Consider the following 22291-nt stretch of genomic DNA (forward strand, 5'->3'; position numbering starts at 1 on the left):
CGCCGTACCGCCCCCGTGACCGCGGCCGCCGACCACAGACCGGCGGCCGCCGTCCGACAGGACCGCCCGGCCCGCATCCCGGTGCCGGGCGGTCGCGTGCCCCGCCGCACGGCGCAGCCCCGTCCTTGCCCGCACCCGAGATCCCGAGGAGATGCGTCAACGTGGTCGGCAGAACCCGGCACCGCCCCACCGTCCTGGCCGTCGCGCTCGCCGCGGCCCTGTTGCCGCCGGCACCCCGGGCCGCGGCCGCGGGACCACCCGCACCGCCCTCGGACCGGCGGCTCGCCCAGGAGCCGGCCCGACCGGCCGCGAGCAGGGAACAGTTCTACCTGCTGCTGCCCGACCGGTTCGCCAACGGCTCACCGGCCGACGACCGGGGCGGGCTGACCGGCGACCGCACGGTCACCGGATACGACCCCACCGACAAGAACTTCTTCCAGGGCGGCGACCTGCGGGGCGTCATCGACCACCTCGACTACATCAAGGGCCTCGGCACCACCGCCATCTGGCTCGCGCCCGTGTTCGAGAACAAGCCGGTGTCGGTCCGCGACGGCAAGGAGACGGCCAACTACCACGGGTACGCCGTCACCGACTTCACCCGGGTGGACCCCCACTTCGGCACCGAGGCCGACCTGTCGGAGCTGATCGACAAGGCCCACGCCAAGGGCATGAAGGTCTTCTTCGACGTCATCACCAACCACACCGCCGACACCATCGACTACGCCGAGAAGCGGTACGGGTACCGCAGCAAGGGCGCCTACCCGTACCTGGACACCGAGGGCCGCCCCTTCGACGACAGCGCCGGCATGCGTCCGACCGACGCCGCGGGCGCCCCCTACACCCCGCGGGTCTCCACCGCCCCGCAGGACCGCAAGGCGCCCGACTGGCTGAACGACCCGGCCATGTACCACAACCGCGGCGACTCCACCTTCGCCGGCGAAAGCGCCCTGTACGGCGACTTCATGGGCATGGACGACCTGTGGACCGAGCGGCCCGAGGTCGTCCACGGCATGGAGCGGATCTACGAGAAGTGGGTCCGCGACTTCGGGGTGGACGGCTTCCGGGTCGACACCGCGAAGAACGTCGACATGCCGTTCTGGACCCAGTGGGCCACCGCCCTCGACCGGTACGCGGCGCGGCACGGACGCCGGCACTTCTTCCTCTTCGCCGAGGCATTCTCGGCCGACGCCTCCGTCACCGCCCCCTACGTCACCCAGGGCCGGCTCGACGCGACGCTCGACTTCCCGTTCCAGGCCGCGGCCCGCAACTTCGCCTCACGCGGCGGCCCCGCCGACGACCTCGCCCACGTCTTCGCGCAGGACTACCGCTACAGCACGGACAAGACCAACGCCTACAGCGAGGTCACCTTCCTCGGCAGCCACGACATGGGCCGCATCGGCGGCTTCGTCGCCCAGGACAACCCCGGCACGAGCGACGCCGGCCTGCTGCGGCGCGACCGCCTGGCCCACGAGGTGCTGTTCCTCTCCCGTGGCAATCCGGTGATCTACTCCGGTGACGAGCAGGGCTTCACCGGCGCCGGCGGGGACGTGGACGCCCGGCAGACCATGTTCGCCTCCAAGGTCCCCGACTACCTCGCCGACGACGAGATCGGCACCGATCGCACGGCGGCCTCCGACGCCTACGACCCGCACCACCCGCTGTACCGCGCGATCGCTGCGCTGTCCCGGCTCACCCGGGACAACCCCGCGCTGCGCGACGGCGTCCAGACCGAGCGCCTCGCCGAGGGTTCCGTCTACGCCTTCTCCCGCACCGACGTCCGCCGAGGACGCGACTACCTGGTGGCGTTCAACAACGCGACCGAGGACAGGACCGTCACCCTGCCCACCGGCTCGACCGGCACGCCGTACCGCGCGCTGTACGGCACCACGGGCGAAGTGCGCAGCGACGCCGACGGCAGGGCCACCGTGACCGTCCCGGCCCTGTCGACGGTCGTGTACCGGGCGACCCGCCCGCTCGCCCCGCCCGCCACCCGGCCCGCCCTCACGCTCCACGCCCCCGACGCGGGCGCCACCGGCACCGTCGAGATCTCCGCCGACGTCACCGGCGGCGGACACAACCGGGTCGTCTTCGCCGCCCAGACGGGCGACGGCGCCTGGCGCACCCTCGGCACCGCCGACCACGCCCCCTACCGGATCACCCAGAACATCGCCGCCTCGGTCCCGGCGGGCACCCCGCTGCGCTACAAGGCGGTCGTCGTCGACAGCGCCGGCCGGACCGCGAGCGACCTCGCCGCGAGCACCTCCGGCCAGGCACCGGTGGCGCCCCGGCCGACGGCGCAGCGCCACTGGGCGGTCGTCCACTACCGGCGCGCGGACGGCGACTACACGGGACTGCGGCTGCGGACGGCCGACGGACGCACCGCCGACTTCGACGGCCGGGACGCCTACGGCGCCTTCGCCTGGTTCACCCCGCCGGCGGGGGCCGGCGACATCTCCTTCACCGTGCAGAAGGACGGCGGCGCCGACGGCCCCGAGCGCACCCTCGACGTCGCCGCGGCACCGGAAGCCTGGACCGAACAGGGCAGCACGAACGTGACCACCACCCGTCCCGCCGACGCCTATCCGGCGCAGGACCCGACGAAGGCGATCATCCACTACCACCGCCCCGACGGCGACTACGACGGCTGGGGGCTGCACGCCTGGACCGGGGCGGCGAACCCGCCGGAGTGGAACGACCCCGTCCAGCCGGTGGGCCGGGACTCCTTCGGCCTGGTCTTCGAGGTGCCGCTCACCGACCGCGCCGATTCCCTCAGCTACATCCTGCACCGCAAGGAGGACAAGGACGTCCCCGCGGACGAGACCCTCGACTTCTCCCTCTACGGCCACGAGGTGTGGCGCGTGGCCGGGGACCCCGCCTACCTCACCCCTTCCCTCGGCGGCGCGTTCGGCCTGGACCTCGGCACCTCCGCCGCGACCTGGCTGGACGACACCACCGTCGTCTGGCGGGGCACCGGCGCCGGAGTCGCCGGCCAGCAGCTCGTGTACGCGCCGGACGGCGGCATCACCCTCCGGCACGGGTCCCTGTCGGACGAGGGACGGTGGCTGCGCCTGGTCCCGGCCCGGCTGACGGACGAACAGCTGGCCGCCCACCCGGAGTTCGCCGGTTTCCAGGCCTACACCGTCGACCCGCGCGACCGCGGCCGGATCGCCGAGGCCCGCGCGAGCCGCCAGGTGATCGCCACCCAGCGCGGCGAGGACGGCGCCCTGCTCGGCGCCACCACCGTGCACCCGGCCCCCACCGAGCCCGCAGCACACCGACCGAAGAGAAAGAGCCGCATGTGACCGCATCACCCACCACCCGGGGCGAGACCGGCCGCCGTCCGAGACGCCCGGCCGCCGTGCCCCGCTCGGCCGGCGTCGCCGTGGCCGCCGCCCTGCTCGCCACGGCCCTGCACATCGCCCAGCCGGCGAACGCGACGGACCGGCCCCCCGCCCCGCCGTCGAACGCCGCGCTGGCGGCGGTGCCGGCCCGGCACGACACGACCCGCGAGCAGTTCTACTTCCTGCTGCCCGACCGGTTCGCCAACGGCTCGACCGCCAACGACCGAGGAGGCCTCACCGGCGACCGCACGGTCACCGGCTACGACCCGACGGACAAGGGCTTCTACCAGGGCGGCGACCTCCAGGGACTGATCAGGAAGCTCGACTACGTCAAGGGCCTCGGCACCACCGCCATCTGGCTGGCCCCGATCTTCAAGAACAAACCCGTGCAGGGCAACGGCGAGAGCGCCGGCTACCACGGCTACTGGATCACCGACTTCACCCGCGTCGACCCGCACTTCGGCACCAACGCCGACCTCGCCGAACTCATCCGCAAGGCCCACGCGAAGGGCATGAAGGTCTTCTTCGACGTCATCACCAACCACACCGCCGACACCATCACCTACGCGGAGAAGACCTTCGGCTACCGCAGCAAGGGCGCCTATCCCTACCTCGACACCGACGGACGGCCCTTCGACGACAGCAAGGGCATGCACAAGGTCGACGCCCGCGGCCTCCCCTACACCCCGCAGATCGCTCCGGCCGAGCGGAACGCCAAGGTCCCGGCGTGGCTGAACGACCCGACGATGTACCACGACCGCGGTGACTCCACCTTCGTCGGCGAGAGCACCGAGTACGGCGACCACACCGGCCTGGACGACCTGTGGACCGAACGGCCCGAGGTCGTCCACGGCATGGAGCGGATCTACGAGAAGTGGGTCCGGGACTTCCGCGTCGACGGGTTCCGCGTCGACACCGTCCGCAACGTCGACATGCCGTTCTGGACCCAGTGGGCGACCGCGCTCGACGCCTACGCCGCGAAACGCGGGCGGAAGAACTTCTTCGTCTTCGGCGAGACCCTGTCCTCCGACCCCGCCGTCACCTCGCCCTACGTACGGCAGGGCCGCCTGGACGCCACGCTGGACTTCCCGCTCCAGGACGCGATCCGCCAGTACGCCTCCCAGGGCGCGGCGGCCGGCCGGCTCGCCGACGTCTTCGCGCAGGACTACCGCTACACCACCGACAAGGCCAACGCCTACGAGGAGGTGACCTTCCTCGGCAACCACGACATGGGCCGCATCGGCGGGTTCCTGCGCAAGGACCACCCGAAGGCCGACGACGCCGAACTGCTGCGCCGGGACCGCTTCGCCCACGAGGTGCTGTTCCTCTCCCGTGGCAACCCGGTGATCTACTCCGGTGACGAGCAGGGCTTCACCGGCGCCGGCGGCGACAAGGACGCCCGGCAGACCATGTTCGCCTCCAAGGTCCCCGACTACCTCGCCGACGACGAGATCGGCACCGACCGCACGGCGGCCTCCGACGCCTACGACCCGCGCCACCCGCTGTACCGCGCGATCGCCGCGCTGTCCCGGCTCACCCGGGACAACCCCGCGCTGCGCGACGGCGTCCAGACCGAGCGCCTCGCCCAGGACTCGGTGTACGCGTTCTCGCGCACGGACACCCGCCGGCGCGGCGACTACCTGGTCGCGTGCAACAACGCCGCCGAGGCAAGGACCGTGACGATCCCGACCGGCTCCGCCGGGATGACCTACCGCGGTCTGTACGGCACCACCGCCACGGTGACCAGCGCGACCGACACCACGGTGACCGTCACCGTCCCCGCGCTCTCCGCCATGGTGCTGAAGGCGGCACGGCGGCTCCCCGCTCCGACCACCTCGCCGGCCCTGACGCTGCGGGCCCCCGCGCCGGGCGCGAGCGGGGACGCCGACGTCGTGGCGGACGTGAGCGGCGGCGGCCTGAACCGCGTCGTCTTCGCGGCCCAGATCGGCAAGGGCCCGTGGCACACCCTCGGCAGCGCCGACCACGCCCCCTACCGCGTCACCCAGCACCTGCCCGACACGGTGCGGGAGGGCACCCGGCTGCGCTACAAGGCCGTCGCGGTCGATCTCGCGGGCCGCACGGCGAGCGCACTCGCCACGACCACGGCGGGCCGGACACCGGTGGCACAACCGCCGAGCGCCGTGCACCGCGACTACGCCGTCGTGCACTACCGGCGCGCCGACGGCGACTACACCGGCTGGAGCCTCGCGACCCCCGGTGGCTCCGCCGAGTTCACCGGGCGCGACGCCTACGGCGCGTTCGCCTGGGTCAAGCCGGACGACGGCGCGAAGAAGGTGGCGTACACGGTCACCCGGAACGGCACCGCCGACGGCCCCCGGCGCACCGTCGACCTGGACAGGACCGGAGAGGTCTGGATCCGGCAGGGCGACGACGGCCAGTCGGACACGGCGCCGCCGGGGACGTACCCGTCCCCCGACCCCGCCAAGGCGGTGATCCACTACCACCGGACCGACGGCGACTACGACGGCTGGGGCCTGCACACCTGGACCGGCGCCAAGAACCCCACCGACTGGTCGGCCCCGCTCCAGCCGGTGGAGAAGGACTCCTTCGGCGTGACCTTCGAGGTACCGCTGGCCGACGGCGCCACGTCGCTCAGCTACATCGTCCACAAGGGGGACGAGAAGGACGTCGCCGCCGACCGGTCCCTGGTCTTCGGCACGTACGGCAAGGAGGTCTGGCTGATCGGCGGTGACACGGACTACCTGCTGCCGACGGTGGGCGGCGCGCCCGAACTGGACCTGGGCACGGCGCACGCGCGGTGGATCGACGCGGACACCGTCGTGTGGAAGGTGAAGGCCACCGACGCCACCAGCCAGCAGCTCGTGTACGCCCCGCGCGGGGGCATCACCGTCCGCGACGGGGCGCTGTCCGATGAGGGCCACTGGCTGCGCCTGGTCCCCACCGCGCTGACGGACGCCCAGAAGGCCGCCCATCCGGAACTCGCGGACCACCCGGCGTTCACCGTCGACCCGCGCGACCGCGACCGCGTCCCCGCCGCACGGAGCAGCGCACAGCTCATCGCCACCCAACGGGCGGACAACGGCGCCCTCCTCGCCGCCACCGGGGTACAGCTGCCCTGACCGGCAACCGACTTGCCGCAACCCGCGCGCAAGTCTCGGCAAGAATCTGCAGAACGGGGGCCGGCCACCGCCCCGCAGCGCGCTCATGACGCCGGGGAGTCTGCCCCACTGCCGCGAAACGGCCCTGCGTCCCGGCACCTCCGGGATGCAGGGCCTTCTCTTTACCGTCGGGTCGCAGACCGTCAAGTCGACTGGTCAAAAGGCCAGTTGACGCCACCGTCAGGCATCGGCACACGCGGGTAACGGGAACATCACACTCGTGGAATCGTGGAGAAAACTGCTTGCAGTGTCTTTCGCAAGATATTTCAGTCTTGTTATCTTCAACTCGCGCCCGGACGCCGTCCGTTGGGACAGACGGCACCTCCGGCCCTCTTCAAGGGTGATCCGGGCTTCCACCTCAAGGAGTTCCTATGCGACGTGGCGTATCGATCGCCGCCGTTGTCACCGTGGTCGCACTCACCGCCTCTGCCTGCGGTGGTTCGAGCGGCGATTCGTCGAGCAAGCCGAAGGACCCCAAGGACATCGCCGGGACGATCACCTACTGGGACACCTCGGACGCGGCGACCGAAGCCCCGACGTACAAGGCCCTGATCAAGCAGTTCGAGGCCAAGTACCCCAAGATCAAGGTGAACTACCAGAACGTCCCGTTCACCGACGTCGAGCAGAAGTTCAAGTCGGCAGCCAAGAGCGGCAAGGGCGCACCCGACGTCGTCCGCACCGACGTGGGGCTGATGGCCGAGTACGCCGAACTGGGCTACATCGCCCCGCTCGACGGCACCCCGGCACTGAAGGACACCGGTGACTTCAGCTCCGTGGCGATGAACACCACCCGGTACAAGGGCAAGACCTACGGCGTTCCGTCGGTCACCGACACCCTGGGCCTGCTGTACAACAAGAAGCTGCTGAAGAAGGCCGGCATCGCCGAACCCCCGGCCACCTGGGACGAGTTCATCGCCGACGCCAAGACCGTCAAGCAGAAGACGGGCGCCTACGGCACCTACCTCAACCCCGACTCCTACTTCCTGCTCCCGCTGCTCTACAGCAACGGCGCCGACCTCGCCGACCCCGCGGCCAAGAAGATCACCATCAGCGACGCGGCCGCCGTCCAGGCGCTCACCACGGCGAAGAAGATCAACGACGAGGCGTCGATGAAGGTCGACTTCGCCAACGCCTACCAGAACATGCAGACCGCCTTCAAGAACGGCAAGGTCGCCATGCTGGTCCAGGGACCGTGGTCGGTGAGCGACGACTTCACCGGCACCGCGTTCAGCGGCGACAAGAACAACCTCGGCTTCGCGCCCGTCCCGGCCGGTGCGGGGGGCAAGGCGCAGTCCCCGACCGGCGGACACGACCTCACGGTCTACCAGGGCTCGTCGAACCTGCCGGCCAGCTACCTGTTCACGCAGTTCATGACGTCCACGCAGAGCCAGATCGCGATCGCCAAGGGCACCGGCACCCTGCCGACCCGCAAGTCGGCGTACACCGCGGAGGTCACCGCGGACGCCAAGATCGCGGGATTCAAGCCGATCCTGGAGCAGACGGCGCGGGCCCGTGTGGCCCTCCCGCAGGTCGGATCGCTCTTCACCCCCCTCGCGCAGAACTACGTGAAGATCCTCCAGGGCGACGAGTCGGTCAAGAACGGCCTGGACGCCACCGCCAAGCAGTTCCAGCAGCTCCTGCCCGGCTACTCCGTCGGCTGAGCCACGGCGCGCGCCGGCCCGGCGGCAACCGAAGGACACGCAGCCCCGGGGACCGATTTCCCCGCTGCCGCCCCGACCGGGGCATCCCCGGGGCTGCGGAACCACCCGACTTCGTCAGCGAAAGAGCCGATGAGTATGACGACCGCAACGAGCACCGGAAAGACCGAAGAGACGGCACCTGGCCACGAGCAACCACGCCGCACACGTGGCACGGCACTCCGGCGTGCGTGGGACAAGTACTGGTACGCGTGGGCCATGGTGGCCCCGGTCGCCATCGTCATCACCCTGCTGGTCCTGTATCCGCTGGGATACGGCTTCTACCAGTCGCTGACCAACGCCAACGAGTCGAACGTCGCCACGACCATCGGCGCCTTCCACCGCCCGGCGACCTACCACTTCGTCGGCCTGCACAACTACACGCACGTCCTGTCGGGCGCGGACGGGGACTTCTACCCGCGGCTGTGGTGGACGGTCGTGTGGACGGTCTCCTGCGTCGTCTTCCAGGTCGGCATAGGGATGGGCCTCGCGGTCCTCCTCAACCGCAAGATGCGCCTGCGCGGCTTCTACCGCGCCATGCTGATCCTGCCCTGGGCCGTGCCCTCCTTCATCGGCGTCTTCGCCTGGCGCCTGATGCTCAACTCCCAGTACGGCGTCTTCAACGACCTCATCCAGGCGGTCGGCCTGCCCGCGCAGAACTGGCTCGGCTCCCCCCTGGCCCAGAAGATCGCCGTCATCATGGTGAACGTCTGGATCGGCATCCCCTTCAACATGGTCGCCCTGCTCGGCGGGCTGCAGTCCATCCCCAAGGAGCTCTACGAGGCGGCCGAGATGGACGGCGCGTCGCCCTTCCAACGCTTCCTCAACGTCACCCTCCCCGGACTGCGACCGGTGTCGAACACCGTGATCCTGCTGGGCTGCATCTGGACGTTCAACATGTTCAACGTCATCTACCTGCTGCTGGGCAACAACACGACCGGCGACACCGACATCCTCGTCACCTTCGCCTTCCACAAGGCGTTCAACGGGATCTCGGACTACGCGGGAGCAGCCACCTACGGCATCCTCATCCTCGCCCTCCTGCTGGCCTTCTCGACCTTCTACCGCCGCAGCACCCTGAAGTCCGAGCAGGCGTAAGGAGCCCCTGCCATGACCGCAGCAACGCATCAGACCACCGCCGCGCCCAGCGGCACCCCCCGCCGCCCCGCCCCGGCCGCCGCCCTGCCCCGCAAGGTGCGCGGCCGTCAGGAGCGCGGCCCCTGGGCCTCCGTGGCCCTGCACGTCACGATGGCCACCGCCACCCTGATCGCGGCCTTCCCCGTCGTGTGGGTCCTGTTCATCTCGCTGGGCCCCAAGAACGCCTGGCAGCAGCCGGGCGACGTGTTCAAGCACCTCAGCCTCCACAACTACGGCGACGTGCTGGCCCACTCGGACCTGCTCACGTGGTTCCTGAACACCGTCATCGTGGCCGCCGGCACCACGGCGCTCGGCGTCTTCCTCGCGGCGACCGCGGGCTACGCCGTCTCCCGGATGACCTTCCCGGGCAGCCGGCAGCTGATGTGGACGTTCCTGGTCACCCAGATGTTCCCGAGCATCGTGCTGATCGTGCCGCTGTACCTGCTCATGTCCGAACTGCACCTGCTCGACAACTACCTCGGGCTGATCCTCGCCTACGCGACCACGGCGGTGCCGTTCTGCGCCTGGATGATGAAGGGCTACTTCGACACCATCCCCAAGGAGATCGACGAGGCCGGCCGGGTGGACGGCCTCACCCCCTTCGGCACCTTCTGGCGGCTGATCGTGCCGCTGGCCAGGCCGGGCCTCGCGGTCACCGCCTTCTACAGCTTCCTCACCGCCTGGGGCGAGGTCGCCTACGCGACGCAGTTCATGCAGTCCGACCACTACACACTCGCCGTCGGCATCCGCACCTTCGCCCAGGACCAGCGGCCCGACTGGGCGTGGACCTCGGCCACCGCGATCATCATCACCATCCCGGCCGCCCTCGTGTTCATGCTCGTGCAGCGCAGTCTCGTCTCCGGACTGACCGCCGGCGGCACCAAGTCGTGACCGGCGCCACACCCCCCGGAGCCCTCACCTCGCCCACCGGGAAAGCGACCCGCCCCCCGCACTCCTCAAGGGAATCCATGACTCAGCACGTCACCGACACAGTCGCCACCCGAACCCCCGCCGACGCCTCCGGGCGCCCGGAGTGGTGGCGCGACGCGGTCATCTACCAGGTGTACCCGCGCAGTTTCGCCGACAGCAACGGCGACGGCATCGGCGACCTGCCCGGCATCCGCGCGCGCCTGCCCTACCTGAAGGAACTCGGCGTCGACGCGGTGTGGCTGTCACCGTTCTACGCCTCCCCGCAGGCCGACGGGGGTTACGACGTCGCCGACTACCGGGCCGTGGACCCGATGTTCGGCACGCTCACCGACGCCGACGACCTGATCCGCGACGCCCACGCGCTGGGCCTCAGGATCATCGTCGACCTCGTGCCCAACCACTGCTCGAACCAGCACGAGTGGTTCCGGCAGGCGCTGCGCGAGGGCCCCGGCTCCCCGCTGCGCGGGCGCTTCCACTTCCGTCCCGGCAAGGGCGCCGACGGCGAACTGCCGCCCAACGACTGGGAGTCCATCTTCGGTGGACCCGCCTGGACCCGGGTCACCGAACCGGACGGTTCCCCCGGCGAGTGGTACCTGCACCTGTTCGCCCCCGAACAGCCCGACTTCAACTGGGACCATCCGGCCGTCCAGGACGAGTTCCGCTCCATCCTGCGCTTCTGGCTCGACATGGGCATCGACGGCTTCCGCGTCGACGTCGCCCACGGCCTGGTCAAGGCGGCCGGGCTGCCGGACGTCGGCCACGACGGACAGGTCAAGCTGCTCGGGACACAGGCCGTGCCGTACTTCGACCAGGACGGCGTCCACGAGATCTACCGCAGCTGGCGGCGCGTCCTCGACGAGTACCCGGGCGAGCGCATCGCCGTCGCCGAGGCGTGGACACCGACCGTGGAGCGCAGCGCCCTGTACCTGCGCCCGGACGAACTGCACCAGGCGTTCAACTTCGACTACCTCGGCACCGGCTGGAACGCGGCCGAGCTGCGCGAGGTCATCGACCGCTCGCTGGGCGCCATGAACGCGGTGCACGCGCCGGCGACCTGGGTGCTGTCCAACCACGACGTGGTACGCCACAGCACGCGTCTGGCGGACGGCGACGCGGCGCGGGGGCTGCGCAGGGCGCGCGCCGCCACCCTGCTGATGCTCGCGCTCCCCGGCTCCGCCTACGTCTACCAGGGCGAGGAACTCGGTCTGCCCGAGGTCGTCGACCTGCCCGACGAGGTCCGCCAGGACCCCGCCTTCTTCCGCAGCTCCGGCCAGGACGGCACCCGCGACGGCTGCCGGGTGCCCCTGCCGTGGTCCGGACAGGCGCCCCCGTTCGGCTTCGGCCCCGCCGAGCACGGGCCCAGCTGGCTGCCGCAACCGGCGGACTGGGGCCGCCTGACCGTGGAGGCCCAGCAGGGCGACGGCACCTCCACCCTGGAGTTCTACCGCAGGGCCCTCGCCGTCCGCCGGGAGCACCCGGCCCTGGGCGCGGGCCGGCGGATCGCCTGGCTGGACGCCCCGGAGGGGGTGCTCGCCTTCCGCCGCGACAGCGGGAGCGGCTCGTTCGTCTGCACGGTCAACCTGACCGGGTCGCCCGTCGCGCTGCCCACCCCGGGCACGCTGCTGCTCGCGTCGGCCGACGTGGAGTCCGGCACACCGACGACCGTCCTGCCCGTCGACTGCGCCGTCTGGTGGTCCCTCTGACATGCGGCCGGTACAGTCCGTTCCCGTGACCATCCGGCTCGCCGACATCGCCGTGCAGGCGGGGGTGAGCGAGGCGACGGTCAGCCGCGTGCTCAACGGAAAGCCCAGTGTCGCCGCCGGCACCCGGCAATCCGTCCTGGCCGCCCTGGACGTCCTCGGATACGAACGCCCGTTACGGCTGCGGCAGCGCAGCGAGGGCCTGGTCGGCCTCATCACCCCGGAACTGGAGAACCCCATCTTCCCGGCGCTCGCCCAGGTCATCGGGCAGGCGCTGACCCGGCAGGGCTACACGCCGGTCCTGGCCACCCAGACTCCTGGCGGGTCCACCGAGGACGAGCTGACGGAGATGCTGGTCGACCGGGCGGTGGCGGGCATCATCTACGTCTCCGGGCTGCACGCGGACACCACCGCCGACATGGAGCGCTACGGGCGCCTGCGAACCGAGGGCGTGCCGTTCGTCCTCGTGGACGGCTTCTCGCCGAAGGTGCAGGCCCCGTTCATCTCGCCCGACGACCGGGCGGCGATGACCCTGGCGGTGGCCCACCTGGTCTCGCTGGGCCACACCCGCGTCGGCCTCGCCGTGGGACCGCAGCGGTTCGTCCCCGTGCAGCGCAAGATCGAGGGCTTCGTACGGGCGATGCAGGAGCAGCTGGGCATGCCGACGGGCGCCGTGCGGTCGGAGCTGATCCAGCACTCCCTGTACAGCCTGGAAGGGGGCCAGGCCGCCGCCACGGCTCTGCTCGGACGCGGTTGCACGGCGGTGGTCTGCGCCAGCGACATGATGGCGCTGGGGGCGGTCCGGGCGGCCCGGCAACACGGCCTGCGCGTTCCCCGGGACTTCTCCGTCGTCGGATTCGACGACTCGACCCTGGTCGCCTTCACCGATCCGCCGCTGACCACCATCCGCAAGCCGGTGCCCGCGATGGGCCAGGCCGCGGTGCGCACGCTGCTGGAGGAGATCAGCGGGACACCGGCGCCGCACAGCGAGTTCGTGTTCATGCCGGAGCTGGTGGTGCGCGGCTCCACGGCCTCGGTTCCCCGGCGGCGCCCCGCACCGGCCGAGCCCCCCACCGGGACATGAGCCAGGTGCCGCTCGGCCGGTCCCATGCCCTCGGCAGGGGCGCGTCCGCCCTGGCGCAGGCCGCGGCAGGCCGGCGCGGCATCGGCCACTCGGGCGGCCGCTCCCCGCACCCGGCCCTGCGGCCCCGACGGCCGGCGCGAGCCGGTGCGGGACGGCGGGCGTCGTCGTCACTTGACGGAACCACCGGTGATGCCGGCGGCGATGTACTTCTGGGCGAGGACGAGCAGGACCGCCGCGGGGATCGCGGCGAGGACGGAGGCGGCCATGACCGAGCCCCAGTCGCCGACGTGCGCGCCGATGTACTGGTAGATGCCGAGGGTGACCGGTTTGACGTGGTCGGTGGTGTTGAGGGTGAGCGCGAACATGAAGTCGCTCCACGCGTACAGGAACGAGAACAGCCCTGCGGTGATCAGCGAGTTGCGGCTCATCGGCAGCACGACCCGGACGAAGGTGCGCATCCGGCCGGCTCCGTCCACCTCGGCCGCCTCGATGACCTCGCGCGGGATGGCCACCATGAAGGACCGCATCAGCACGATCGCGAAGGGGATGCCCAGAGAGGCGTCGGCCAGCATCAGACCGAAGTAGGAGTTGACCAGGCCGAGGTCCACGTACGTGCTGTACAGCGCGTTGGCGATGACGATGCCCGGCACCATCTGTGTGATCAGGGTGCCGAACACCACAGTCCGCGCGCCGCGCAGCCTGAACTGCGCGAGGCCGTAGGCGGCGGGCGCGGAGAACGCCAGACAGATCACGACGGCGCCGAGCGCGACGACGAGCGAGGTCAGCAGATGGCCGCCCTGCTCGGTCAGCGCCGAGGAGAAGCCGGACAGGTCCAGGCCGTGCGGAACCGCGTCCACCTCCAGCAGCCCGGAATCGGGTTGCAGCGCGGTGTTGACCATCCAGTACAGCGGGAACAGCATCACGCACAGGATGAGGAGGCCGACGGCCGTCGTGCCCCAGCGGCGCTTCGGCCTGCCGGCGGCCCCGGTGGCGTGAGGGGTGGTCGCCATGCCCGTCACTTCCCTTCGTTGCGGTTGGCCCGCAGGTAGAACACCGCGAACACGGCGGAGATCAGGACCAGGACGTTGCCGACCACGGCGCCGGCCCCGAAGTCCAGTTGGACGAAGGAGGCCTGGTAGGTCAGCGTGCCCAGGGTCTGTGTGGAGTCGGCGGGACCGCCGTCGGTGAGCGCCAGCACCAGGTCGAGGATCTTGACGGTGGACATGAAGCCCAGCACGAGCACGACGGTGATGACGGGCTTCAGCAGCGGCAGCGTGACCGAGCGGAAGGTGCGCCAGGCCGAGGCTCCGTCGAGCGCGGCGGCCTCGTGGACCTCACGCGGAAGTTCCTGGAGGCCGCCGTAGAGGATCACCGTGTTGAACGGGATGCCGATCCAGATGTTCACCAGGATCACGGCGAGCAGCGCCATGTGGGTACTGGTCAGCCAGGGCGTGTGACCGATGCCGAACAGCCCGAGGAAGGAGTTCAGCACACCGGTGTCCTGGTCCAGGATGCGCCGCCAGACGATGCCCGAGACGACCATGGGCACCAGCCAGGGCAGCAGCATCAGCGCGCGCAGCACACCGCCCAGCGGGAATCTGCGGTTGAAGAACACCGCCAGGCCCAGGCCGATGCAGAACTGCCCGACCAGCGAGCCGATCGTGAAGACGATCGTCTGCCACAGGGCCTTGCCGAACAGGTCGTCGCCGAAGACGGTGCGCCAGTTGTCCAGGCCGTTGAAGGGGGCCTTGCCGGTGAAGAAGGTCGAGGGCGTGTAGTGCTGGAAGCTCATCACGATGTTGCGGACGAGCGGGTAGCCGAAGAACAGCAGCATGAACAGCACGGCGGGGGCCACGAAGCCCCACTGCGCGAGTGTGCGCCGCCGGCGGGCGCGGTCCGGGTCGGGGGCGGCTTCGGCGGTGCTGCCGAGGGCCGCGGGGCCCGCGACGGTGGTGGTGGACACGGTGGTTGCCTCACTTCCCGCTCTCGACGCGCGCCTGCGCGTGCTTCAGTGCCGCCGCGGAGGACTGGCCGGTGAGCGCCGACTGGAACGCGCTCTGCAGGGCGAGGGAGATCGTGGTCCAGCCGGAGCCGGCCTTGGCGGTGCGCGAGCGCGCCACCGCGGCCTGGTCCGCCAGCGAGCTGAGCGAGGGGACCTTCTTGCGCCAGACGGCGGCGGCCTTCCGGTTGGCCGGGATCATCCAGCTGTTGAGCGCGTAGGTCACCTCCTCCTGCTCGCTCGTCAGGCAGTTGACGATCTTCGCGGATGTCTTCTCGCGCGCGGTGTCACCGATGTCCGGGATGGTCAGCTCACCGCCGCCCAGCGGGCCGACGGAGTCGTCCCCGGCCCGGGGGACGGGAATCCGCGCGATGCCCCAGTGCAGGTTCTTCTTGGTGTTGAGGGTCTCGACCTGCCATGGACCATTGATCATCATGGCGGCGTTCCCGGCCATGAACTGGTCGTTGACGTCGGCCTGGGTCCAGTTGATCGTCGACTTCGACAGCGAGCCGTCGGACAGCAGCGACTTCCAGTAGTCGAGCGCCTGGACGACCCGCGGGCCGTCGAGGCGGGTCTCGTCACCGCCGTTGGACCACATGAACGGCGTGAACTGGTAGACGCCGTCCTCCGCCCCGCCCGCGCTCAGGGCGATGCCGTACCGGTGGCCCCGGGTGAGTTTCCTGGCCGTCTCGCGCATCTCGTCCCACGTGGTCGGCACCCTGGCACCGGCCTTTTCGAGGACGTCCTTGTTGTAGAAGAGCGCGAGCGTGTTCACCGTGCGTGCCGCGCCGTAGTACGTGCCCTTGTAGGAGCCGTAGCCGACGATGCCCTGCGGCACGTCGGTGGTGTCGACGCCCAGTTTCCTCAGGTCCATCAGACCGCCGGTCTCCGCGAAGGCTGGCATCTCGGAGCCGTCGAACTGGATGATGTCCGGCAGCGACTTGGAGGACGCCATCCGCAGCGACTTGGTCATGACCTGGTCGGCCGGGACGGACTGCTGCCGGACGGTGACGCCGAGCCGCTTGCCGCAGCGTTCGAGGGCCGCCGCGTCCCAGCTGTGGTACGAGTCGTCCGTCGACGAGTTCAGGACGGTGTACACGCCGGGGTCGCGGGACTGGCCACAGCCGGCCAGCGCGGCGCCGGCCACGACCGCCGAGACGACGGTGAGCGCGACGAGGACGGGTCGGCGGACCCGTCGGCGACGGGGCCACGGTCCGTTCGGTGGGTGTGCTGTCACGATGTTGCCCTTGGGTGGGAGGGGCGCCGGATCCGGTGCACGCCGTGCCTTTCGGGGCGGCGGAGCGCAGGCGGGCCAGAGGCCCTGGACGCGGTTCCGGCGGACGCGCGTCCGTGGGGGTGGGTCGCTCCGTGCCCGGCGCGGTGGCGCGGAACACGGAACGGTCGGTGCGGACAGTCGCCGAGGAGACGGTCCGCGGCGAACCGGTCGAGGTGCTCAGAGGTGGTCCCGCGCGTGGCGGCGTCGACGGGGGAGTGCCTCGACGGCGGAAGCGTCCCCGAACAGCGCCCGCACGCCGTCCACGGCCTGCCGGCCGACGCTCGACAGGCCGTATGAGGGCCTGTCCTCCAGGATGGTGTTGAAGCGCTTCGACAAATTCGACATGTGCGGCTCTTGCTTTCGCGCAGTCCGGAGATGTTGCCGGACGGTTTGTTTGGTGGGATGACTAATACGCCACCAGGTCGCCCGCGCGCTAGACCTCTGCGGTCGCCTCTTGCTTCGCGGCTCGCCGTGCAGCAAGGTGTCGCCTGCACAATCAAGCCTCTTCAGAGCCTTCGTGGCGATGCCTGTGTCCCGGCTCGACAGCCTCCGCACCCCTGGGGAAGATCATGAAGTTCACCGACGGCTTCTGGCGTGTTCGCGATGGCGTACACATCGACTACGCCATCGACGTGCGTGACGTCCGCGTGGAGTCGAAGCGCATCACTGCCCATGCCGCAGTGCAACGCGTGACGCGGAGGGGTGACACGCTCAACGCGCCGCTCATCTCCGTCGACTGCTTCTCGCCCGCCGAGGGCGTCATCGGCGTCCGCCTCACCCACCACTCCGGCAAGCGGCGCACCGGCCCCGACTTCACCCTCGGCGGCGACGAGGGCGGTGCGGGGGAGGTGCGCGCCGAAGGCGATGTCACCGAGCTGATCAGCGGCCCGCTCAGCCTGCGCCTGGACCGCTCCGCCCCGTTCGCGCTGAGCTTTCGCGACGCCGACGGCCGCGAACTGACCCGGGCGGGCGACAAGGGTGCCGCCTTCGCCACCACCGACCGGGGCGAGCACCACATGGTGGCCAAGCTCGCGCTCGGCGTCGGCGAGCAGGTCTACGGCCTCGGCGAACGCTTCACCCCGTTCGTCAAGAACGGACAGGTCGTCGACATGTGGCAGGCCGACGGCGGCACCAGCAGCGAGCAGGCGTACAAGAACATCCCGTTCTACCTCTCCTCACGCGGTTACGGCATCTTCGTCAACCACCCCGGCAGGGTCTCCTTCGAGGTCGGCTCGGAATCCGTCGGCCAGGTCCAGTTCAGCGTCGAGGACCAGAGCCTGGAGTACTACGTCGTCGCCGGTCCCACCCCCAAGGACGTCCTCAGCCGCTACACGGGGCTCACCGGGCGCCCGGCCCTGCCGCCGGCCTGGTCCTTCGGCCTCTGGCTGACCACCTCCTTCACCACCTCCTACGACGAGGCGACGGTGATGTCGTTCGTCGACGGCATGACCGAGCGCGGCATCCCCCTGTCCGTGTTCCATTTCGACTGCTTCTGGATGCGCGAGTACCAGTGGTGCGACTTCCGGTGGGACCCGGACGTCTTCCCCGACCCCGAGGGCATGCTGGCCCGGCTGAAGGCCAAGGGCCTGCGGATCAGCGTGTGGATCAACCCGTACATCGCCCAGAAGTCCCCGCTGTTCGACGAGGCCGCCGAACTGGGGCACCTGGTGCGCCGCGCCGACGGCGACGTGTGGCAGTGGGACCTGTGGCAGGCGGGCATGGCCCTGGTGGACTTCACCAGTCCCGAGGCCCGCGCCTGGTTCCAGTCGAAGCTCAAGCCGCTGCTGGACCAGGGCGTCGACTGCTTCAAGACCGACTTCGGCGAGCGCATCCCCACCGATGTCGTCTGGCACGACGGCTCGGACCCCGAGCGGATGCACAACTACTACACCGAGCTGTACAACAAGACCGTCTTCGACCTCCTGGAGAAGGAACGCGGGCAGGGCGAGGCGGTGCTGTTCGCCCGCTCCGCGACCGCGGGCGGCCAGCAGTACCCCGTGCACTGGGGCGGCGACTGCTGGTCCTCGTTCGAGGCCATGGCCGAGTCACTGCGCGGCGGACTGTCGCTGTCGCTGAGCGGCTTCGGCTTCTGGAGCCACGACATCGGCGGCTTCGAAGGCACCCCCGACGCCTCGGTGTTCAAGCGCTGGCTGGCCTTCGGCCTGCTCTCCTCGCACAGCCGTCTGCACGGCTCCTCCTCCTACCGCGTGCCGTGGGAGTTCGGCGAGGAGGCCGTCGACGTCGCCCGCCGCTTCACCCTGCTCAAGCACCGTCTGATGCCGTACCTGTACGGTGCCGCCGTCGAGGCCCACCGCACGGGCGTGCCGTCGATGCGCCCGATGGTGCTGGAGTTCCCCGGCGACCCGGCCTGCCGCCCGCTGGACCGTCAGTACATGCTCGGCGCCGATCTGCTGGTCGCCCCGGTCTTCACCGAAGACGGCGAGGTCGAGGTCTACTTGCCCGGGGGCGTCTGGACACAACTGCTCACCGGCGAGACGGTCACCGGCCCGGCCTGGCGCATCGAGCGCCACGGTTACGACAGCCTCCCGCTGTACGTCCGCGAGGGAGCCGTCCTGCCGCTGGCCGCCGACGGCCGGCGACCCGACGGCGACTGGCTGGACGGCATCACGCTGCTGGTGCACCCGACCACCGAGCACGGTGACGAGCGAACCGTGACCGTCCCGGACCAGTCCGGCGCCACCAGCGCCACCTTCCGCCTCCGCTGGGAAGGGGACGCCCTGCGCGTCACCGCGGAGGGCACCGACAAGCCCTTCACCGTCCAGGTCGCCGGCGGCCCGAGCGCCACCGGAACCGGCCGGGTCACGGTGTCGCCGGCCTGACGTGACCGGCAGGCTGAAGTAGTCGAAGCGCTTCGACAGTCATGGACACACGCATCTAGCTGGTACTAAGGTGGAATCGTCCTTTCTGTTTCCCCGTCGGATCACGTGTCCTGTCGAAGCGTTTCGTAGAGCCTGGAGAGCCGGTTGGTCACTCTCGCAGAGGTCGCCCAGCACGCCGGGGTTTCGGCGAGCACGGTGAGCTATGTCCTCAGCGGCAAGCGGTCCATCTCCGCGGGGACCCGGGAGAGGGTCGAGCGGAGCATCCGGGCCCTGGGCTACCACCCGAACGCGGGTGCCCGCGCGTTGGCCAGCAACCGGTCGAACATCATCGCCCTCATGATCCCCCTGCGTACGGACATGTACGTCCCGGTGATGATGGAGATCGCCACCGCCGTGGCGACCACCGCCCGGACCCATGGCTACGACATCCTTCTGCTCACCGGCGAGGAGGGCGCCGACGCGGTGCGCCGGGTCACCGGCAGCGGCCTCGCCGACGCGATGATCCTCATGGACGTCGAACTCGACGACGACCGGCTGCCCTTGCTGCGGGCGACCGAGCAGCCCTCCGTGCTGATCGGTATGCCCGCCGACACCGCCGGCGTGACCTGCGTCGATCTCGACTGGAGCGCGACGGGCGCGCTCTGCGTCGAGCACCTGGCGAAGCTCGGCCACCGGGACGTCGCCGTCATCGGCGAGGCCCCCGCCGTCTACGAGCGGCACACCGGCTTCGCCGAACGCACCCTCGACGGCCTCCGCTCGCGGGCACGCGAACTCGGCCTGAAGGTACTGCACCGCCCCTGGGAAGGCGGTTACGACGCCATGGCGGTGACCCTGTCCCGGATCTTCGACGAGCGCCCGCGCACCACGGGCTTCGTCGTGCAGAACGAGTCCGCGGTGGAGCCCCTGCTCGCCGCGCTGAGCCGCCAGGGGCGGGCCGTGCCCGAGGACGTGTCGGTGGTCGCCGTCTGCCCCGAGCAGGTCGCCGTCCAGGCCTCGGTACGGCTCACCTCGGTCGCCGTCCCCGCCCAGGAGATGGGCCGGCACGCGGTCGAGCTCCTGGTGGGCAAACTCGACGGGCGCGAGACGGAGGACGCGGTGCTCATCGCACCCGAGCTGACCGTCCGGGCCAGCTCGGGACCGGCGCCGGCCGCGCCCTGAGCCTTCCACCGGAATCGGCAGGGCGGCGTCCCGGATCGCCTCCAGCGGGAACCCGCCTCCCAGACGGGCCGCTCCTCATGGACGTGGCGACGGCGCGGAGCCGGCGGGACATGGGTCCGGGCAGGGCCATCCCCGACTCCGGGACCGCTGCCCGCGAACCCGCGGCGCGATGCTTCACGGAGGCCCAGCCGGCCTGCGGGCCACCTGTGCAGCGGCGAACAGACCGAAGGACCGCGCCGGTTGAGGTGCGGTCCTTCGACGTGCCCCGCCTCGGCTCAGACAGGGCTCACCCACGTCATGCCAGTGAGAACTTCTGGGCCGCGGAGCCGTTGCAGTCCCAGATCTGGAGGCGGGTGCCGTTCGCGGTGGCACCCGACGGGGAGTCGATGCACCGGCCGGTGGTCGGATTGGACATCGAGCCGTCGGCGTTGGCGACCCAGTTCTGGTAGCCGCCGCCGTTGCAGTTGGCCAACTGGAGCTTCGTACCGGCCGCGTTCACACCGCCCGCGATGTCCAGGCACTTGCCCAGCGTGCGCAGGGTCTGGCCGTTCCAGGTCCACTTCTGGTCGAGCGACGTGGCCTGCTGGCAGTCCCACAGCTGGACCGCGGTGCCGTCGCCGCCGGTGTCGTCACCCGCCACGTCCACGCACTTGCCGCCCGGTCCGTAGATCGGGGTGCCGATGGCGAACTGCTGGGCGGCGGAGCCGTTGCAGTCCCAGATCTGGAGGCGGGTGCCGTTCGCGGTGGCACCCGACGGGGAGTCGATGCACCGGCCGCTGGTCGGGTTCCGCAGCGAACCGTCCGGTTGCCGCACCCAGTTCTGGTAGCCGCCGCCGTTGCAGTTGGCGAGTTGGAGCTTCGTGCCGGCGGCGCTGTTGCCGCCCGCGATGTCCAGGCACTTGCCGAGGGTCTGCAGGGTCTGGCCGCTCCAGGTCCAGTGCTGGTCCTTGGCCGCCGACTGGCAGTCCCAGAGCTGGACCGCGGTGCCGTCGCCGCCGGTGTCGTCGCCCGCCACGTCCACGCACTTGCCGCCGGGTCCGGTGATCGTCTGACCGCTCACCGAGCCGCCGCCGCCACCGCCACCGCCTCCGGAGCCGGGCGCCTTGTTGTAGACGGCCACCGAGTCGATGACCAGCTTGCCGCCGGACACCGTGGACGCGTTCGGGCCCCCGCCGAAGGCGTCCGGGAAGCCGCCGCCGATCGCCAGGTCGTAGATGATGAAGAAGGGGTGGTCGACCGCGTCGGACCAGGTCGTGGCGTCCACCTGGTTGGCGTTGATCGTGTAGAAGTTGTTCCCGTCGAGGTAGAACCTGATCTGCTCCGGCGACATGGAGCGGTCGATCTCCACCGCGTAGTCGTGGAAGCCGGTCTGGCAGCCCGAACAGGCGCGTTCACCCGAGCCGATGCCGGTCGACTCGTTGCACGGCCCACCCGGGTTCACACCGCAGTGCAGGGTGCTGAAGACGGAGCTGCGGCCGTTGATGTCCTCCATGACGTCGATCTCGCCGGACTTCGGCCAGGTCACACCGTCCCGCAGCGGCGCGCCGAGCATCCAGAACGCCGGCCAGTAGCCCGCGCCGTTGGCGGTGGTGACGTTGGGCTGCTGGAGGACGGACTCCATGCGTACGACACCGCCCGCCGGGGCGCCGAAGCTCGCCGACTGTGTCTCCACGCGCCCGGAGGTCCATCCGCTGCGCGCGTCGGAACCCGAGTGCAGGGCCTGGAGCACCAGATGACCCTGACCGTCGTAGTAGACGTTCGAGGTGCTGTTGGTCATCGTCTCGATCTCACCGGTGCCGAAGTTGCTGCCCGGCCCGGTGTCGTACTTCCACAGGTTCTGATCGATGCCGGTGCCGGACGCACCGTTGAAGTCGTCGCTCCAGGTGAGTGTGAAGCCCGACGGTGCCGGGGGCACGGCAGCCTGGGCGTTCAGTGTCGTGCTGACGGTGGCCGCCACCGTCAGCACGACGACGGGAAGCAGAGAGAGCG

12 protein-coding genes and 2 pseudogenes are annotated in these 22291 nt (G+C 70.6%); 9 read left to right on the forward strand and 5 right to left on the reverse strand.

Translation table 11 applies throughout. The annotated features are described in order from the left end of the window. Positions 1-161 precede the first annotated feature (161 nt). From HZZ00_RS17250 to HZZ00_RS17280, 7 genes and pseudogenes are all read left to right on the forward strand, one after another. A pseudogene (locus tag HZZ00_RS17250) lies at positions 162-3254 on the forward strand (alpha-amylase family glycosyl hydrolase); the annotation flags it as partial. A 104-nt stretch (positions 3255-3358) separates the two neighbouring features. Then, positions 3359-6433: pseudogene (locus tag HZZ00_RS17255) on the forward strand (alpha-amylase family glycosyl hydrolase); the annotation flags it as partial. A gap of 419 nt (positions 6434-6852) precedes the next feature. Beyond that, the gene (locus HZZ00_RS17260; protein WP_180333020.1) at positions 6853-8142 is read left to right on the forward strand and encodes an extracellular solute-binding protein; all 1290 of its coding nucleotides are present in this window, start codon (positions 6853-6855) and stop codon (positions 8140-8142) included. A gap of 129 nt (positions 8143-8271) precedes the next feature. Continuing rightward, complete coding sequence (locus tag HZZ00_RS17265) at positions 8272-9276, forward strand: carbohydrate ABC transporter permease (protein WP_219014034.1); 1005 nt, start codon at positions 8272-8274, stop codon at positions 9274-9276. Between the two features lie 12 nt (positions 9277-9288). Continuing rightward, positions 9289-10206 (forward strand): sugar ABC transporter permease, encoded by a 918-nt coding sequence (locus tag HZZ00_RS17270; protein ID WP_180333022.1) that lies wholly within the window; start codon positions 9289-9291, stop codon positions 10204-10206. Positions 10207-10283: 77 nt separating this feature from the next. Continuing rightward, entirely contained in the window at positions 10284-11948 is a 1665-nt protein-coding gene (locus tag HZZ00_RS17275) for a glycoside hydrolase family 13 protein (protein ID WP_180333023.1), read from the forward strand. Positions 11949-11973: 25 nt separating this feature from the next. Continuing rightward, a complete protein-coding gene (locus HZZ00_RS17280; protein ID WP_265537084.1) occupies positions 11974-13029 on the forward strand; it encodes a LacI family DNA-binding transcriptional regulator in 1056 nt (351 codons plus the stop codon). 167 nt (positions 13030-13196) lie between these two features. Here HZZ00_RS17280 and HZZ00_RS17285 read toward each other — a convergent pair whose 3' ends face one another. From HZZ00_RS17285 to HZZ00_RS17300, 4 genes are all read right to left on the reverse strand, one after another. Further along, positions 13197-14039 carry a carbohydrate ABC transporter permease gene (locus HZZ00_RS17285; RefSeq protein ID WP_180333025.1) on the reverse strand — a complete coding sequence of 281 codons (843 nt, stop codon included), beginning with the start codon at positions 14037-14039 and terminating at the stop codon, positions 13197-13199. Positions 14040-14044: 5 nt separating this feature from the next. Then, positions 14045-14992, reverse strand: a complete 948-nt coding sequence (locus tag HZZ00_RS17290; RefSeq protein ID WP_180333026.1) for a carbohydrate ABC transporter permease — start codon at positions 14990-14992, stop codon at positions 14045-14047. 10 nt (positions 14993-15002) lie between these two features. Then, positions 15003-16265: a sugar ABC transporter substrate-binding protein gene (locus HZZ00_RS17295; RefSeq protein ID WP_180333027.1), complete on the reverse strand. Its 1263-nt coding sequence runs from the start codon at positions 16263-16265 to the stop codon at positions 15003-15005. A gap of 216 nt (positions 16266-16481) precedes the next feature. Then, positions 16482-16649: a hypothetical protein gene (locus tag HZZ00_RS17300; protein WP_180333028.1), complete on the reverse strand. Its 168-nt coding sequence runs from the start codon at positions 16647-16649 to the stop codon at positions 16482-16484. A gap of 224 nt (positions 16650-16873) precedes the next feature. Here HZZ00_RS17300 and yicI point away from each other — a divergent pair, with 224 nt between their 5' ends. Together yicI and HZZ00_RS17310 are read left to right on the forward strand one after the other, a co-directional pair. Next, a complete protein-coding gene (yicI, locus tag HZZ00_RS17305) occupies positions 16874-19144 on the forward strand; it encodes an alpha-xylosidase (RefSeq protein ID WP_180333029.1) in 2271 nt (756 codons plus the stop codon). 144 nt (positions 19145-19288) lie between these two features. Beyond that, positions 19289-20302: a LacI family DNA-binding transcriptional regulator gene (locus tag HZZ00_RS17310; protein ID WP_180333030.1), complete on the forward strand. Its 1014-nt coding sequence runs from the start codon at positions 19289-19291 to the stop codon at positions 20300-20302. Positions 20303-20597: 295 nt separating this feature from the next. Here the strand turns inward: HZZ00_RS17310 and HZZ00_RS17315 are convergent, their stop codons facing one another. Further along, complete coding sequence (locus HZZ00_RS17315; protein ID WP_257585853.1) at positions 20598-22268, reverse strand: ricin-type beta-trefoil lectin domain protein; 1671 nt, start codon at positions 22266-22268, stop codon at positions 20598-20600. Positions 22269-22291 lie beyond the last annotated feature (23 nt).

Origin of the sequence: Streptomyces sp. NEAU-sy36 (assembly GCF_013423905.1) — a bacterium.
Taxonomy (GTDB): Bacteria; Actinomycetota; Actinomycetes; order Streptomycetales; family Streptomycetaceae; genus Streptomyces; species Streptomyces misionensis.

Excerpts from the sequence above, each read along its gene's own strand:
- HZZ00_RS17260 (WP_180333020.1), top strand. The coding sequence starts at position 6,853 with ATGCGACGTGGCGTATCGATCGCCGCCGTTGTCACCGTGGTCGCACTC.
- HZZ00_RS17265 (WP_219014034.1), top strand. The coding sequence starts at position 8,272 with ATGAGTATGACGACCGCAACGAGCACCGGAAAGACCGAAGAGACGGCA.
- HZZ00_RS17270 (WP_180333022.1), top strand. The coding sequence starts at position 9,289 with ATGACCGCAGCAACGCATCAGACCACCGCCGCGCCCAGCGGCACCCCC.
- HZZ00_RS17275 (WP_180333023.1), top strand. The coding sequence starts at position 10,284 with ATGACTCAGCACGTCACCGACACAGTCGCCACCCGAACCCCCGCCGAC.
- HZZ00_RS17285 (WP_180333025.1), bottom strand. The coding sequence starts at position 14,039 with ATGGCGACCACCCCTCACGCCACCGGGGCCGCCGGCAGGCCGAAGCGC.
- HZZ00_RS17300 (WP_180333028.1), bottom strand. The coding sequence starts at position 16,649 with ATGTCGAATTTGTCGAAGCGCTTCAACACCATCCTGGAGGACAGGCCC.
- yicI (WP_180333029.1), top strand. The coding sequence starts at position 16,874 with ATGAAGTTCACCGACGGCTTCTGGCGTGTTCGCGATGGCGTACACATC.